Origin of the sequence: Alkalicoccobacillus plakortidis (assembly GCF_023703085.1) — a bacterium.
GTDB lineage: Bacteria > Bacillota > Bacilli > Bacillales > Bacillaceae_D > Alkalicoccobacillus > Alkalicoccobacillus plakortidis.
This window is the reverse complement of record NZ_JAMQJY010000001.1, coordinates 515531-531124: the sequence shown is the minus strand read 5'-3', so window position 1 is coordinate 531124 and position 15594 is coordinate 515531. Positions and strand designations below refer to the sequence as shown.

The 15594-nt window shown below is 36.0% G+C and carries 17 protein-coding genes and 1 pseudogene; 9 read left to right on the top strand and 9 right to left on the bottom strand.

What is annotated here, in order from left to right; translation table 11 throughout:
* Window positions 1-261: 261 nt before the first annotated feature.
* From NDM98_RS02950 to NDM98_RS02935, 4 genes are all read left to right on the top strand, one after another.
* Window positions 262-834: an MFS transporter gene (locus tag NDM98_RS02950; RefSeq protein WP_251604478.1), complete on the top strand. Its 573-nt coding sequence runs from the start codon at window positions 262-264 to the stop codon at window positions 832-834.
* A gap of 17 nt (window positions 835-851) precedes the next feature.
* Window positions 852-1499, top strand: coding sequence for an MFS transporter (locus NDM98_RS02945; RefSeq protein ID WP_251604476.1), 648 nt, complete (start codon window positions 852-854; stop codon window positions 1497-1499).
* A 684-nt stretch (window positions 1500-2183) separates the two neighbouring features.
* Window positions 2184-2351, top strand: coding sequence for a DUF4177 domain-containing protein (locus tag NDM98_RS02940; RefSeq protein ID WP_251604474.1), 168 nt, complete (start codon window positions 2184-2186; stop codon window positions 2349-2351).
* Window positions 2352-2455: 104 nt separating this feature from the next.
* Window positions 2456-4207 (top strand): gluzincin family metallopeptidase, encoded by a 1752-nt coding sequence (locus NDM98_RS02935; protein ID WP_251604472.1) that lies wholly within the window; start codon window positions 2456-2458, stop codon window positions 4205-4207.
* Between the two features lie 34 nt (window positions 4208-4241).
* Here the strand turns inward: NDM98_RS02935 and NDM98_RS02930 are convergent, their stop codons facing one another.
* Complete coding sequence (locus NDM98_RS02930) at window positions 4242-4913, bottom strand: hypothetical protein (protein ID WP_251604469.1); 672 nt, start codon at window positions 4911-4913, stop codon at window positions 4242-4244.
* A 268-nt stretch (window positions 4914-5181) separates the two neighbouring features.
* Here NDM98_RS02930 and NDM98_RS02925 point away from each other — a divergent pair, with 268 nt between their 5' ends.
* Entirely contained in the window at window positions 5182-5490 is a 309-nt protein-coding gene (locus NDM98_RS02925; protein WP_251604466.1) for a hypothetical protein, read from the top strand.
* Between the two features lie 4 nt (window positions 5491-5494).
* On the opposite strand, the gene NDM98_RS02920 is transcribed toward NDM98_RS02925, so the two are convergent.
* Entirely contained in the window at window positions 5495-5833 is a 339-nt protein-coding gene (locus NDM98_RS02920) for a hypothetical protein (protein ID WP_251604463.1), read from the bottom strand.
* 163 nt (window positions 5834-5996) lie between these two features.
* A complete protein-coding gene (locus tag NDM98_RS02915; RefSeq protein ID WP_251604461.1) occupies window positions 5997-7181 on the bottom strand; it encodes an MFS transporter in 1185 nt (394 codons plus the stop codon).
* Window positions 7182-7287: 106 nt separating this feature from the next.
* Here NDM98_RS02915 and NDM98_RS02910 point away from each other — a divergent pair, with 106 nt between their 5' ends.
* Window positions 7288-7656, top strand: coding sequence for a hypothetical protein (locus NDM98_RS02910; protein ID WP_251604459.1), 369 nt, complete (start codon window positions 7288-7290; stop codon window positions 7654-7656).
* Between the two features lie 160 nt (window positions 7657-7816).
* Here the strand turns inward: NDM98_RS02910 and NDM98_RS02905 are convergent, their stop codons facing one another.
* Entirely contained in the window at window positions 7817-8101 is a 285-nt protein-coding gene (locus NDM98_RS02905; protein WP_251604457.1) for a transposase, read from the bottom strand.
* A 58-nt stretch (window positions 8102-8159) separates the two neighbouring features.
* Entirely contained in the window at window positions 8160-8993 is an 834-nt protein-coding gene (locus NDM98_RS02900; RefSeq protein ID WP_251604456.1) for a DUF2785 domain-containing protein, read from the bottom strand.
* 145 nt (window positions 8994-9138) lie between these two features.
* Here NDM98_RS02900 and NDM98_RS02895 point away from each other — a divergent pair, with 145 nt between their 5' ends.
* Window positions 9139-9621 (top strand): hypothetical protein, encoded by a 483-nt coding sequence (locus tag NDM98_RS02895; RefSeq protein WP_251604454.1) that lies wholly within the window; start codon window positions 9139-9141, stop codon window positions 9619-9621.
* A 60-nt stretch (window positions 9622-9681) separates the two neighbouring features.
* Here the strand turns inward: NDM98_RS02895 and NDM98_RS02890 are convergent, their stop codons facing one another.
* The 4 genes and pseudogenes from NDM98_RS02890 to NDM98_RS02875 form a co-directional block, all read right to left on the bottom strand.
* Complete coding sequence (locus tag NDM98_RS02890; protein ID WP_251604452.1) at window positions 9682-10410, bottom strand: protein-glutamine gamma-glutamyltransferase; 729 nt, start codon at window positions 10408-10410, stop codon at window positions 9682-9684.
* A 107-nt stretch (window positions 10411-10517) separates the two neighbouring features.
* Window positions 10518-11525, bottom strand: a complete 1008-nt coding sequence (locus NDM98_RS02885; protein WP_251604449.1) for a lysylphosphatidylglycerol synthase transmembrane domain-containing protein — start codon at window positions 11523-11525, stop codon at window positions 10518-10520.
* Window positions 11522-12552: pseudogene (locus NDM98_RS02880) on the bottom strand (glycosyltransferase family 4 protein). The gene NDM98_RS02885 and the pseudogene NDM98_RS02880 overlap by 4 nt, the downstream one beginning before the upstream one ends.
* The gene (locus tag NDM98_RS02875) at window positions 12549-13760 is read right to left on the bottom strand and encodes a glycosyltransferase family 4 protein (RefSeq protein WP_251604448.1); all 1212 of its coding nucleotides are present in this window, start codon (window positions 13758-13760) and stop codon (window positions 12549-12551) included. Before NDM98_RS02875 ends, NDM98_RS02880 begins: the two are co-directional and overlap by 4 nt.
* A gap of 352 nt (window positions 13761-14112) precedes the next feature.
* Here NDM98_RS02875 and NDM98_RS02870 point away from each other — a divergent pair, with 352 nt between their 5' ends.
* Both NDM98_RS02870 and NDM98_RS02865 read left to right on the top strand, forming a co-directional pair.
* On the top strand, window positions 14113-14871 hold the full coding sequence (locus tag NDM98_RS02870; protein WP_251604447.1) for a transporter substrate-binding domain-containing protein: 759 nt from the start codon (window positions 14113-14115) through the stop codon (window positions 14869-14871).
* 96 nt (window positions 14872-14967) lie between these two features.
* Window positions 14968-15591: an amino acid ABC transporter permease gene (locus NDM98_RS02865; protein ID WP_251608900.1), complete on the top strand. Its 624-nt coding sequence runs from the start codon at window positions 14968-14970 to the stop codon at window positions 15589-15591.
* The last annotated feature ends 3 nt before the right edge of the window (window positions 15592-15594 follow it).

Genomic DNA, 15594 nt, shown 5'->3' with positions numbered 1-15594 from the left:
GGATCTTGCATGTAGAAAACGAGCTCTCGCGTGTAGAGAGGAGGTCTTGCATGTGGAAAGCGGATCTTGCATGTAGAAAACGGTCTCTCACGTGTGGAGAGGAGGTCTTGCATGTAAAAAACGGTCTCAAAAATCCAAATAAAAAAATATGATAATTCCAAATTATTCAATAAAAGTATGGTAAGATACGAAAGCATGATTATTTGAAAGTTTTAATTGGTTCAAATATTTTCTGATTTTTATATTATAGGAGGAGTCTGTTTGGAGAATCCGAAACCTACGTTTTCAAAAGATCCAGCGCGTTCACTATGGAGGAATCGACCTTTTTTATTTTTATTAGGTAGTGATACAACTAGCAATTTAGGTCTTTACATGTACATTGTGATGATGCCTTTATTAATGTATGAATTAACACAAAGTGCCTTTCTAATAAGTACCATGCGCTTAATGGAGTTTTTAGTAAGTGGTCTTTTAGGAATTGCTGCAGGTATTTTTGTAGATCGAATCAATCGTAAAAAATTGCTCGTTTCTGCTGCGGCGCTGCAATGGATAACAATCGCAATTTTAACCGTTCTACTATTTTCTGAAAGCGTACAGCTTTGGAGCTTATATTTTGTTGGTTTTTTCTTTGCTACTTCCGGTCTCATACATACTAGTGCAACCCATGCTGCATTGCCACAAACTGTGCAAAAAGACCAGTTAACAGAGGCTAATGCAAGACTTGGTATCGTTACAAACATGGTGCGTCTTATCGGACCTATGTTTGCTGGTTTAACACTGGCTGCTTTTAGTTTTGCTGAACTACGGCTGTACAGCTTGTTTTTATCACACTAGCCCTTTTATGCGCGATTTTGCTGCCGTCGCTAAAAGTAGAGGGACTAGAAAATAGCGAGAATGGCTCATTTTGGAAAGAGGCCAAAGAAGGGTTCCATGAACTCTTTAATAATCCGCTTCTCAGAGTTACAACGTATGTAATCTTTTTTCAGAACTTTGGCTTTAGTTTGATGATGGGTGTTTTACACTTTTTTGCTTTGGATGAGCTCCAAGCAACAGAAGCACAAGTGGGTTTTTATATAAGCATTGGTTCCGCGGGCGGTCTTATTGGAGCGCTTATTGTTAAAAAGCTAACAACACTTTTTCCTAGAGGGAAAATCTATACATATACAAACATTTTTGATGTGATTGCATTTAGCATTCTTGCTTTTGCTACCTCTTGGTGGATGATTGCCATTGCTATGGCATTGTTTACTTTCTCAACAAGCGTTTCAAATGTGATATATCTTGCTGTTCGCCAAGAGAATACGCCTAATCATATGTTGGGACGTGTTTCAGGATCTGTAGCAACACTCGCACAAATGACGATGCCACTAGGAATTATCGTTGGAGGCTTATGGGCAGAGTTTTTAAATATACGTGTATTATTTGTCATTAACATCGTGTTATCAGCTGTCATTTTGATCGCATTATTACGCACGACTTTCCATAAAACTGTGAAGTAATAATTACGCACTAAAAATATAGTTGAACGAATGACTAGCAACGTCAAATTAAACAAGAAAAAACAAAGGTTAATCTCAACCTTTGTTTTTTGTTTTTATTATGGTCATTAATGTCAATGCAGTTAATACTAAAATATATACTGGAGTCATCCAAATTTGAAGATTCAGGGTTACCGGGCATAAAACCTGTATCGATCGTAATCATACAGTTAAATTAGGTAAGTTGGTTCAATTATATAAATAATTTAGAAATCATTTAGAAATCCATAACAATATATTGGAGATGATTTAAGTTTTATGCGTGTTTAAAAAATATGAACATATATGTTAGACTAATGACAATCCCATAATAAGGAAGGAGGAAGGATGAATACTAAAAAAAGAGAAAATCTCTTAGTCTATACAGCTTTAGCAATGAGTATCTTGTGTTTCGTTTTCACTTTTACATTTTTTGAATTGTTATGATTGGATATATGTCTGGTGACTATTCTATGTTTGCCTTTACATTCATTGGAGTAATGCTGTCCATATTTTCTATAGTCAAAACAAAAAAGAGATTGGTCCCTATTTTATCGTTACTACTTTCGTTATCATTTCCACTATTATATATTGTATGGATTGTTTTATTAATGACTGGTGTTACTGATTTTGCCCCATAAAATGATAGGATGGAGTGTGAACTTATTGGAATACAAAACTCTTTTACTTACTAACGTTATTACTAAGAAGCAGCTAGCAAGCATTCAGGATGTATTAAATGAACAAGCAAAGGAAGGCTGGGAACTGCATAGTCTAACCCCGCAAGCAACATTAGGAGGAACAGACTCTAATCTAGCAGTATTCAAGCGATGATTGTTTCGAACTGAGCATAGTCCAACCGTTAATTTGATTAGGAGGAACAGACTTTTATTTATCTAGGAAAACTAGTTTAAACTAAGTCAAGGAGGGGGAAGGCTTTGGATACAATTAATGTGCCAATACGCTGGGATTTGGATAGCCTTTACTATGGATTGGACATCAATAGATTAGAGAAACATATAAAAGATCTTTTAGAAAGATTGGTTGCCATTGAGTTCGATAGCTACTCAAAAATACTTGGATCACATGAATTGATGATCATATCAGAAATAATCACAGAAATTGAATCAATAGAATCTTTTTATTATTGTTTAACGACTGAAGAAGTAGAAGCCTCCAGTTTACGTTCATTAGATACAAATATTTCAACCGTTAAGACTAAAGTTCGTCAAATTCTATTAGATGTACGAAAGTCTCTTAGAAACTTAAGTGAGGAACAATATGAAAACTGGTCTCATATTACTAACAATCGTTTTGTATCCGAATTAGTAAAAGGAGGGATAAATGAAAGCAATGCGGAAAGAGAAATTTCAAGTTTTTCAAAAGAAACATTAAGTAGTTTTGAAGATATGTACATACAGCTTCGAGATCAAATAAAGGTAAAGGCTTATTTTAATCATTTGCATACCGAATTATCTTTCGCTGAAGCTAGTCGTTTAGCTATGTCTCATACAGAATTACCTGAAAAGGAAAACATATTTAAGGAATTAAATGAAAGTGTGGCATTACAAGCTAACATATTTGCCTCAATCTATAATCAGATGGTTGGTTTAAGACTTACTCTCTACAAAATGAAATCAATCGATTACCTTGATGAAACATTAAAGGTAAATGGTATTTCTAAAGAGGCATTAGACATGATGTGGGGAACAGTAGATAATTACAGAGAGGATTTTACTACATATTTAACTATTAGAGCGAAAGAATTAGATAAACAACGTCTTTCATGGCATGAATACACCAGCTCTTCCGAGGAAGTGACATACAAGATTACATTTAAAGAAGCAGTTGACTTACTGAGTGATGCTCTTGAAAATATTGATAGCAATATGGTGGAATTCGTAAAGGAAGCCATATCAAAAAAGTGGGTGGATGCTGAACAACGACAGTCAAAATCTCCTGGGGGATTTTGTGCACCATTTATATCAAAGAGAGAATCAAGAATCTCATTAAGTTATGATAATAGTATCGATAGTGCTAGAAGACTTGCACATGAATTAGGTCATGCTTGGCATTTTCGTCAAATGAAGAATAAGCCGTCGCTACTTTTTTCAGATGAAACATTTGAAATGACAATGGCTGAAACTTCATCTATATTTTTTGAAACTTTGTTTATCAATCATCTCATTCATCACACTAAAGACATTACACTAAAAACAGCAATACTGGAGTCGAAACTAAAGCGTAGTCTAAACTATTTGACGTCTATCAGAGCAGCATTCTTATTTGAAAATGATTTTTATGAATGTAGAAAAATAGGATCTCTTAATCTAGAGAAAATAGAAAAACTATCTTTAGTAAGTCAAGAGAAGGCTTATAGTTATGCGTTAAGGGAGTATGAACCTTTTATGTGGATGAAATATGTCCAATTCTATCAAGCAAGCACTCCTTTTTATAATTATCCATATACATTTGGCTTTTTGTTAAGCACTGGACTTCTAGAAATGGCAAAAACAGATGAAAGATTCCCTTTGAAGTTTCAATCGTTTCTAAGTGATACCGGAACAATTCCACTTGAGCTTCTAATCAAAAAACACTTTCATATAGATCTAACACAACCAACCTTTTGGCAAAATTCCTTAGCTCAATTGAAAATAGATATAGAATCGTATAAAAAATATAAGACATAAGATTAATAGAAAAAGAGCCAATGAAGGCTCTAAATTAAAAATCAATTTGAACGTCAATGTCTTCTCCAACTGCATCCAAGTTTTCGTCATATGGGCCGTCAATTATAATGCGTACCCATTCAACGTCGTTAGGGTTAGAATCTTTTAGCAAGTATCGAACGGATCCGCTTTTGTTCACGGCTCCAATAAACTCGCCACCAATATGATCACTTGAAAGTAAGTCAGGTTCTAGTTGCTCTCCGGTGTTTGTTGTGATGGTTGCTTGATCCATATAATAGTTTATGGTGTCATCTGATGAATTTGAAACCTCCATATCAATTTGAATGACACCTGTGGGCTCAAAATCGTAGTATTCAGCCAAATCAGCAGACCATTCCATAATTTCGCTTACCGTTACTTGTGGAAGGTTGAGGGACATGGTTCCGGTTTCAAGCACATCTGTTGTATCATTTCTCATCAAAAGTTTAATCGTGCCATCATCATTTGTATCACCAATTTGGTGTTCCCAATCATTATCTACTGATACTTCATCGTCTGCATCATCATCTTCAGTTACGTTTGCTTGTGTAGTATCCACAGTCTCTTTAGATTCTTGTGATGTTTCTTCGGCGTTTGAAGTTTCTGGAGCATTGTCCTCAGTGCCACAAGCGGCAAGCGCCATTACACTAACTAGACCAAGTGATAGTAAAAGATATTTTTTATTCAATATTCAATCCCCTTAATTTTCTAATGTATTTCAATTACACATTATAAATGGAACTGGACTATAGTCATACTCATTCGACATAATTAGACAAAAATGATTATGAACATTTTGCGAACATATCATTAATACTAATTTAGGTATAAGGAATATTTTGGAGGTTATAATGAGAAGCTTAGTAGCTCTTTTATTTTCAACCATACTGTTATCTATCCTATTAATAGGTTGCAATTCTAACGCACAAAATATCGAGTTTATCAGGAGTTATACAATGAGTGAACCTGTGAAAAACTTTAACTTGGTTCTTGAAAATCAAGGTAGGTCTTCAACTGAAATCTCGTTTGAGGTGATCTTTTCAGACCCGGATGTCCAAGCGTATCAGGGAAGGGACTTTGATCTTAGCCAAGACGCCATGAAAGAGTTCATACCTGTTAGTATTGACTCTGGAAGTGAGCAAACATATGGTGTTACATTTGCAGAAGACTTTCCTGAAGAATTACTTGAGAAGATGAAAAGTTTCACACTAACGATTTATGATGACGATGGTGGAGAAAAGATTATACATGTGGAAGGGGAATAATTCTTTAATCCGGTGCAAATTTTGCTAGTTCGTCTAGCTCTTCGTTGGAGATCACTCTGTGGCTATAATGTAAGACACTATACTTTTCAAAGTTATTACCTGGAATGCGAACTGTCATTTTTATCAACGTATATGGAGGGTTATGTGGACCTTCAAATCCAATAACTCGTAATGAAATATCATAAAAATCCTCTGTGTCATTGTGTACAATTTTTTCAATTCTTGGAGCAAAATAAAGTTGGATGTCCCCATGAGAGACCATCACTTTTAAAATGACACTTTCACCAAGCGAACGAAGAAAGGCTCGTTCTAAAATGGATGGCTGTTCAAATTGATTGATCACTTATGTTTCTGCTTCCCGACCGCACAAGGTGTAAGCAATAGTAACAAAGTGAAGCAAGATACCTGCAATAATTTCAAAAAAGGCACACCCTTTTTACATGTAGTGTGCCTCCCTATGATTAATCAATACGCTAATCGTTTTTTCTGACGCATTTCCCGAAGTGTCATCTCAACTTTGTTTTGTGGCGGGTCATCGTTATTCTCCCGTATAGGAAAGCTAAGCCACAAACCATCGCTAACAGAACCCAATAAAAGCTACCTTGACTTTGCTCAGTAAACGATTCATACAAACTCCCACCAAATATGTTCCCAAAAGCACCGCCAATCGCCATCGCAAGATTTGAAAATCCTAAGAATATGCCTAGAGTACTAGAAGTTGCTTGGCCAACAATGTAGGAATGAAAGGTTGGCTGCATCAGCATAATCGAGAGAGCGATCCCTACTAACGATAGGATAAGTGTAGATGTGTGTTCAAAAATAATTAATGGGACAAAGGTTAACAGTAAGACAAGATATCCTGTGGTTAATAAAAATGTAGTAGATCTTTTTTTAGTGTGTTTTGTAATGGATAGCTGACCGATAATAACTAAGATAGTGATTAATGTGAATAACCAGCCTGAGCTCCCTGTCAGTTTTGTTGCGATAAGTGGATAGGTCAGGAACAACTGCTGATGGATAAAGTGGAAAGGGATCATTAGGATAATGATTGAGATCAGTTGTTTGTTTAAAATAATCTGTTTGATTCCAGAACGAAAAGAAATATTCTCATCTGCCGCAGCTTGTTTAATGGGAAGAAACAATAAGATTGTGCCGATCATCGCAAACATGAGTCCGGATATTAAGCTTAGAGTCGGAAATTGTTGAACTGAAAAGAGTAGGCCAAACAAAGGGCCAAGAATGGTCCCGGCATTTCCGGTCATATTTATGTAAGAAAATAATTCACGATGGTAGCTCTTAGGTTGATTATAGATTAGCAATGATTTTAGTGCTGGACTAAATAAGGCACCACCAAGCCCACCAATCATACCCATAACGAGTAGGAGTGCGTGAGATTCAACAAGTCCAATGCCTGCAAATCCAATGCCTCGGCATAAAAATCCAATAAACATCATTTGTTTGTATCCGAATTTGTCTCCAAAATAACCACCAAACATCATAAAGCCTTGTTGGCCAACTAGTCTTAAGGCAAGTAAAATTCCTGCAAAAGCAAGAGAATAACCAAGTTCACCAGTTACATATAATGAGATAAATGGTACAAATAAAAAGAAACTAAATGTGAGAAAAAATTCAGTGATAATCAGTAATGTCGCGCGCCATCCGTATTTTTTCCATAGTTTAAACGATTCCATGCGGTCACTTCTTTCTTGTTGGAAAAAGTCTATAGTAAAAGCATAGCAAGTGTAAGCGTAGACAACAATAAAAGACACTCGACTTGATTGAGAGGAGGGTAATCAGTTGAAATGGTTATTGGTCATCATGCTCTTTGGTCTTTTACTTATGGGATGTAATCAATCAACAACTGGTGGAGGATCCTATCAATCTATTCTTTATGTGAATGAGAGTGAGTTTTATTATGTAGGTACTGCAGAGGAACATCAATATGATGAACAGTTTACAGTTGGTGAAAAAATTGGTGAAGTGAAAAGAAAAATAAGTCCCGATAATTTGCCAAACAAGCATCTTGTCTCAAATTATGTAGAAAAAGGAACCGTCATATATTTGACGGTAGAGAATAAAGAATTTTTACTTGCGGATAACTTGGAGAATGGCGAACTTGAGTTGTTTACTCTTCAGAAAAATATAGAGAGTGAAGACGAGGAATAAAACATGCGCGAAAAATGTGTGAGTCTGCTCAAAAAAACTAGGGCAGTGCTCAAAAATTCCTCAGGTGCTCAAAAATGAATATGTCATGCTCAAAAAATTATACCCTGTGCGTAAAAATGTGAAAAATGCGCGGAAATCCATCGATTACGCGCAAAAAATCTCATGTTTTTACAATGCCGTACATAATTTTATAAATCGCGTAAAGAACCACATACCCACCAGAGACAAGAAAAAAACCATTCAAAAAGAGAGCGTGAATATTTGTCATAAAGACGGTGTTATCTGCAAGGATCTCATAGATTGCACTTGCCGTAATGCTTATAAAGATCAAAAGGCACAACAAAGCAATGATATCAAAAACAGATTTAAAAATAGTCCATTTCTTTTGAATGAGAAGCATTATTGTTGGAACCAGGATACTAAAGAGAAAGCTCACTAAAAACATGTTAAAGACCCCCAATGGTAAATTCAACTAGTTATTAATGTACCCTAATAGTTGGAGATCAAGACATTTTTCTTAAACGTTGAATAACTCCATAAGTTGAGTGTATGATTTCCTCATTTTCTCTATGCTCTGCCTGTAATAATTCGAAGTAAAGGCTACTTAAAAAATGAACAACATTTGTTCGTGTTCGATAAAAGTAGAGATTTTGATTGGAGATGTCTTTAGATTGCAAATCAGCTATTAATGCTGGAAGAGAATTGATCCAGGTTTTAATTAAAGGTTGTTGATGTGGAAATTTATCGCAAAGTAATTTCACTGGTGCAGCTAATCTATCCGTCTCATCATCTACAAAAGCCATTTCAGTGAATAGGGATGTTTGTATTGAATGTAGCGTTTCGATTATGTTTGTTTGATGGTAATAACTATTAGATAGTAAAGCTACTAAAAAGTCAGCGCAGTGAGCAATACCGTGCGCCCAACCCTTCGCTTCTACATACCCTCTAAGATCTAATTCTTCATTTAAATACATATGCGCCATTTGTAATGCGTAATCATATTCCACTTTATTTAACTCATTATAATGTTGAATACACTCTGTGCAAAGCAATATAGAAAATGATCGTTTGAAAATGGAATCGTTTTCTTTTTCTCCTAAGTGAAAGCTAATATTCTGTAAGCAAGTATTAAGTAGCCGTTTTATTTGTTCATTATTTAATTGCTGATTACCTATCCAATTAGAAAATTGAGTATAGATTAATTGGTCTCTTAATTCTGGGTCTGTAGAACCGACCTGTTTAAGCATTTTATCTATTAATTCACTTGATGGGTTTGGTTTTTTCTTTAACTGAGTCTTTAAATCAATCATACGATTCACCTGCATCCATTTATTCATCTATGTATATTAATCATATCATTTTTCATTTGTTTACACTTCCAATCAAAACAATCAATCAATTATTTGTTCACAAAATCTTGATAAGGATTTTAGAGTTTCTTTAGATTCTTGCTTCATGCTAGTAATAAGGACAAATCGCTGAGTGAAACGATTGAGAAAATGGATGTTTGTTTTAGGTATCTTAATGATCTGTCTACTTGGTGTGGGCATTCTTCATTCTATTGTTGTTGAGTCTAAGGAGATTAATCGAGATATGACAAATGAGCATCTAGAGGATGTTTATTTGAATAGCGATATAGACGAGCTTGATCCTTCAAGTTTATATCCATTGCCAGTTGATACAAATGAGTATAAGAATTCCTTTTCCTATTACGAGTTAGTCATCGCCTTAAATGAAACCAATCAAATCAATTATATCTCGACAAAAAATAAAGATGTACAAACAAGTCAAGGTATTTCAGTTGGCGATCATAAAGACAAGATTGTTAAACAATATGGTGCGAATTATCACGATGAAATAAACGACGATAATCATTTATATATAAGCTATCAAGATCGGCAGGCTGAGATCCGGTTTTGGCTTGATGATGATCGAGTTTATCTTATTGAACTTATAAAGTTGTAAAGCAATAAATAGAGGAATCATTCTTCCAATATCAAGGGAGAATGATTCCTTTTTTCATGATCATCGGAGGTACCTATATTCAGGATGGGTAATCCTATTCTCTAAATATGCGGAAAGTACGGCTCTTGGTCTTCGCTGCTCGTTTAGTGACTTAATAATCTCAGCACCTGGAGCAATTCCAATGCCATGACCGAAATATAGATCATAATCCATGACTATCGTATTTTCACCACGCCATTCAGGAGTTAGGGGATTAAAATCGGGATTGTTAAAGTAGACACAGTCACCAGGTAAAAACTCGGAACCAGAGTGACTAATTAAATGTAAATCTTCATCGTAACGCCACGAGAATAAGTAGAGTCCTCTAAATAGTTGATTAAAAGAGGCAGCTCCAATAGAATCTAGCGTAGCTTTGTAAAAGATAATGATGATCGCGACAGCACATTCAAATGAGTACATCGATCCATTTTTAAAAATATCATCGATTCCTCGTTGCGGACTAACTGAGGGTTTAAGCAGGAAACCTCCTTCTCTTGTTAATGTCCACAATGCTTGATTACAAGTAGAGTGTTCAAAATCTGCAAATCCAACGCCACTTTGAAGTAAGTCATAAGAAGCCTGTGTTGTATTTGCACGAACTGTTACTTCGAAAACTAATTCATCCAACGTATAGAAGTCATAGACCGTTTGGTTACTCGCAATATTATTTAATACTGGTCGTTGTTTAGCTGTAACTTGTATTCCATTCAATTGACTATCTTGAATGAACTGGCCGTTGATCCGAATCATAGCAGCCTCCTTTAAACAGACTTCCTCCATACCTATGAATAATGGAGCTATGATAGACCAAAGAAAAAGAAGCATCCCGTTTTAGGATCCTTCTGAGTGGAGTTCTTTCACTTTAGCTGTTTGAAAAGCATAACAACCGATCCAACGATGATACAGCTGTATGCAGTAAGGATTCGCCATAGCAACAAGCCAACTAATAAGTCTGATTGGCTTGTCATCGAGCCAAATAAAAGAGTGAAACTATATTCTCCGGCGCCACTTCCACCAGGTGTCGGAATCACCGAAGAGAACATCATGATGAACGCATGAAAAGCCATACCAGTTACAAGGTGTATATTTTCGTATCCGAGGCTTAAAAAGACAATGAATGGGATTGAAAAAAACACGAGTAGTTGAATCACCGTATAGAGAGAGCAGGTTACTAACAATTTTTTGTGATGTATTAACTTTCTACTTTCGGCATGGAAGCTAATGACTTTGTCATTCAGTATAGCCTTCCATTGAATGGCTTTCTCTTTTTTGAATAAAGAAATTGGCGCTAATAATAGGTGGATCAAGGTGAATACCGTTCGTTTACTAAAACAGATTAAGAGTAAACCGGTGATCACAGCTGTATTGACCGCAAAACCAATCATAACAAAATACTTCATGTTTGGAACAATCATGGCAAGATCTTGATAACCATAGACAAACATACCGATAAACAATAGAACGAGTATCGTTTGAAATAGTATAAATTTGATAAGTAAGATAGAACTGGCCGTACCGATATCCATGCCGCGTTTATATAACATAAACAGTTGTGCGGGTTGACCACCAGTTGATGAAGGGGTAATGATATTAAAAAGTTGTCCAACCATCGATATTTTAAAGGAAGATCCAAAATGGAAATGATTTGATTGTGAACGTATCATGCTATGCAAAACAAGTGCCTCTAGTAACCAATACACAATCATTGCACAAGCCCCGGCCACGATCCAGTGAATTTGAACGCCGATAAGGCCTGATTTAAAGGAATTCCAATCGACATCACGAAAGGCAATAAAAATAAAACCCGTGCTTATCAGAATGATGAGCACGATATTAATCAAGTGATTACGAGTAGATTTTTTCATTGAGGTAAACCTTCACCATTGAGCGTAAGTTGATGATAAAACGTATGCCAAATCTCTGTTAATCGTTCCTCTGAATAATGAAAGGCACCACGTTCAGCTTGTTTTTTGGCCATTTGATAGTAGGCAGTGTCCTCTTTTAGCCTCAGTATCTGTTCGGCAAAACAAGCTACGGATGTTTCTTTTATGTAGTAATCAAAAAGGATATCTTCATATAGATCAAGATCTCTGAGTAAAATAGGCCTTCCACTACTCATGCCTTCGAGTATTGTCATTGGGAAAAGTTCATGGAAAGAAGGCAGGAACATTACATCCGCCATATTAAAATACATGTTCATCTTTTCACGATCTACGATGCCTGTAAACAAAACATTATCAGGTGGGTGATCAACAATTTGCTTTAACTCCTTATAACCAGATGTTAATTTACCAAATGAAAATCCACCTACCCAAACAAACTGAACGTCGGGAAGCTGTTTGGCTACTTCGATAAAATCTAATACTCCTTTTCGGTGCTGAATCTGTCCGGCTCCAAGTACAGTAAAACTCTGCTTTTTCATATGCTGATGCTTTAATTGTTTTCTCAATACTTCATCCATTGGGAAGAAGGTTTTGCTTGAAACAAAGTTTGGGATATATTCAATTTTTTCTAACGGGATCCCATATGCCGCAAGCTTTGGCATAAAAGCAGGATTCACTACTACAAGCTTGTCCATTCGTTTATAAAAGGAAATGAGATAGCGATAAAAAAAGGCACGAGCCCATTTTGGCAGATCTAAGCTGTCATCTACCGTTTCAGGGAGAAAATGAACGTACCCAACCTTAATACCTCTTTTTTTGAAAAGGTGGATAAATAAAAGGGTAGATCTACGGTGTGATAATGGGTAATATCTGCAGCCGCCCATTTATTAATCTCTATTGTATACGTTTCAGTCTGAACAGCCAGTAAATTAATTAATTCTCGATAAGCTGAAGCAACACCTTGACCTTTGACTTTTTCTGCAGAAGATAACATGGTTAATCGTATCATGACAGTCTCTCTTTCTTATTCAATGACCTAAGTGTGTGGTGATCAGTGCTGTAAACATGAATGGCTTCTTCATACAATCGCTCGATTTGATCAGCAAAATGTTCAGCAGACAAATTGTTTATATGACGTTTTGCCTGTTGCTTGATAACAGGCAGACTCTCTGGATGCAAGAGGGTTTGAATTAATCGATGACTTAGGTCTTCATCTTTCTGAAAAAGAAACCCTGTCTTGTGATGAATAACTAAGTCTTGAATACTAGGATCATTCTTCGCAACAACTGGAAGTCCGGATGCCATCGCTTCAATATAGGTAAGTCCTTGTGTTTCTGAGGTAGAGGCGCTCACAAATAAATCGGCCATATGATAATACAAAGGAATGTCGCACCATTTCACGGCTCCAACAAAAAGAACATGAGCGGATAACCCATTTTGTTTCGTTAATTGAACAAGCTCTTTTTTTGCTGGCCCATCACCTACCATAACAAGTTTGGTTTTGGGATGTTGTTTGAGAAGATCAGGCATAGCAAGAATTAACGCTTGCATATTTTTTTCTGCCGCAATTCTTCCAACACTAAGTAACACTCTATCCGATGCAAGCAGACCAAGTTGTTTCTTGATCTGTTGGATTCGTTCTGTTTGATCAAACCGTCTTTTGAATGCGGCAAAATCTATACCAGTAGGGATTGTACGTATTTGTTCATTTACATTATAGTTCTCAAGTTGATTTTTAACCTTCTCGGTAGGTGCTATCACAGCAAATGTTCGTTTGCAAAACAAGCGCGAGAACGTTCCGACCATAGATGGCGGAATTAGTTTGCCTTTTGCAATGTAATGAAGATAATCCTTATACATCGTGTGATACGTATGAATACAAGGTAGATGATACTTCTTAGCTAACAGTTTCCCCATTAAACCCATTGAAAATTCAGTATGAGTATGGATTAGCTCAATCCCTAGCTCTTCCATTAAATGAGAAGCGCGTAATAATCCAGCAATGGCTAATCGACGCTCTGGAACAAACACAGCTCCTAAGCTTCGAAAACGATAAACCTTGCCACTCTCCTGAAGCAAATCAGCATGACTGTCAGAAGAAGTAAAAATATAAACTTCGTGGCCTCGTTTAACAAGATATTTTTCTAATATCATAATTGACGTAGCAACCCCGTTAATTTGTGGATGATAGGTATCAGTGAATAGTGCAATTTTCATCGTATAAACTCCTTTTAAGGACAGGCAAATGGTTGATGTGTACAAATCGTATGCGAATGTACTGATAATATACCTTGTTTTTCAAATAAATAGGATTCATTTTTCTTTCAACTAGCTTACAAGCTTGTAAGATTTATATGCGAATATTTCCTTTATGATTAATAAGATAGCACAAAAAATGGGTGGAATTTCTCAAGCTTTTCTAAAGTTTTAGTCAATATGGCATGAAGAAATACTCAGACACTATGAAATAAAAAGAAAAAAGATGTTTAAATAATGAAGAATTAAGGTATGAACAATATGTACTTTGTATTTTTAGAAAAAATAAAAAAATAAGACTTGGGGGAATTTGATGAAAACGAAATGGAAGATTGGCACAGTTGTTACAGCATCATTTGGGTTAATGGTTGGATGTAGTTCAACAGGCTCCTTTAATGAAGGAGATACATACACAGTTGCAACGGATAATAGCTACGTGCCGTTTGAGTTTATTGAAGATGGAGAATTAGTTGGTTTTGATATTGAGCTAGTTGAACTGATAGCTGAAGAAGCGAATTTTGAAGTGGAATTTGAACAAATGGAGTTCTCAGGGATTCTAGCAGGTATGGAAACAAGTCGTTATGATATGGGTATTGCTGGAATTACGATTACAGAAGATCGAGCAGAGAATATTGATTTCTCGCAACCTTATTATGAAGCTGGATTAACACTTGCCGTATTAGAAGGGAATAATGAGATCGAGTCAATTGATGATTTAACAGAATCAACTAAGGTTTCAACACGTTCCTCTTCTACCAGTCAAGACTATCTCGAGGATAATACAGTTGCTGACATTGAGGCTTATCCAGAAATAACAGAAGCCTATCAAGCATTGCTTCAAGGGCATGTGGAAGCCGTTCTTTATGATATTCCAAATGTTGAATATTATAGTCAATCAGATGCCAACGGCGAAATTACCCGTGTTGGGGAACGATTAACAGGGGAAGATTATGGTATTGCATTTCCAAAGGATTCAGAGCTTCGAGATGTTGTTGATGAAGCTATGACGACATTAAAAGAAGATGGAAGATTTGATGAGCTATATGAAAAATGGTTTGGTGAAGCAGAATAAAAAAGTAGACGGCTTTTCTATCTTTTTAAAGATATGAAAAGTCGTCATTGCTAGAGGAAGGAGACATGTTCATTGTTAGAATCCATTCAGGTTGCCATGCCTTATCTACTTGAAGGCTTAAAATATACACTCATTATAACTATAGTTGGTATATCACTTGGTTGTGTCATTGGAACGATTTTTGGTCTGATGCGAACATCTAAAAACAAAATAATCTATGCCATTGCATCCATCTACATAGAATTAGTACGAGGAACACCGATGCTTGCACAGATTTTCTTTCTTCATTTTGGTCTACCCCAACTATTAGGACTTAATCTTGATAAAATGTTAACGGCTAACATCATTATTGCCATAAATTCAGGTGCTTATATCGCTGAGATTGTTAGGGGTGGAATTCAATCTGTAGACAAGGGGCAAATGGAAGCCGGCCGTTCACTCGGTTTTAATTCTGGTCAAACGATGAGATATATTATCTGGCCACAAGCATTAAAATTAATGATTCCCCCATTTGGAAATCAGTTTGTCATTAGTTTAAAGGATACGTCATTACTTTCAGCTATTGCGGTTGGGGAATTAATGTACCAGGGACGACAGGTTGCAAGTTCATATGTCAACTACTTTGATGTCTATTTTATCGTATGTGTGATGTATTTGATGATAACCATCCCAATCTCGCTCTTATTGCGTAGAGTGGAAAGGAGACTAGAGCGATCATGACAA

Coding starts and splice junctions, on each gene's coding strand:
- NDM98_RS02925 (WP_251604466.1), top strand. CDS start 5,182: ATGAGTGAACCTGTGAAAAACTTTAACTTGGTTCTTGAAAATCAAGGT.
- NDM98_RS02915 (WP_251604461.1), bottom strand. CDS start 7,181: ATGGAATCGTTTAAACTATGGAAAAAATACGGATGGCGCGCGACATTA.
- NDM98_RS02905 (WP_251604457.1), bottom strand. CDS start 8,101: ATGTTTTTAGTGAGCTTTCTCTTTAGTATCCTGGTTCCAACAATAATG.
- NDM98_RS02900 (WP_251604456.1), bottom strand. CDS start 8,993: ATGAATAAATGGATGCAGGTGAATCGTATGATTGATTTAAAGACTCAG.
- NDM98_RS02890 (WP_251604452.1), bottom strand. CDS start 10,410: ATGATTCGGATCAACGGCCAGTTCATTCAAGATAGTCAATTGAATGGA.
- NDM98_RS02885 (WP_251604449.1), bottom strand. CDS start 11,525: ATGAAAAAATCTACTCGTAATCACTTGATTAATATCGTGCTCATCATT.
- NDM98_RS02875 (WP_251604448.1), bottom strand. CDS start 13,760: ATGAAAATTGCACTATTCACTGATACCTATCATCCACAAATTAACGGG.
- NDM98_RS02870 (WP_251604447.1), top strand. CDS start 14,113: ATGAAAACGAAATGGAAGATTGGCACAGTTGTTACAGCATCATTTGGG.
- NDM98_RS02865 (WP_251608900.1), top strand. CDS start 14,968: ATGCCTTATCTACTTGAAGGCTTAAAATATACACTCATTATAACTATA.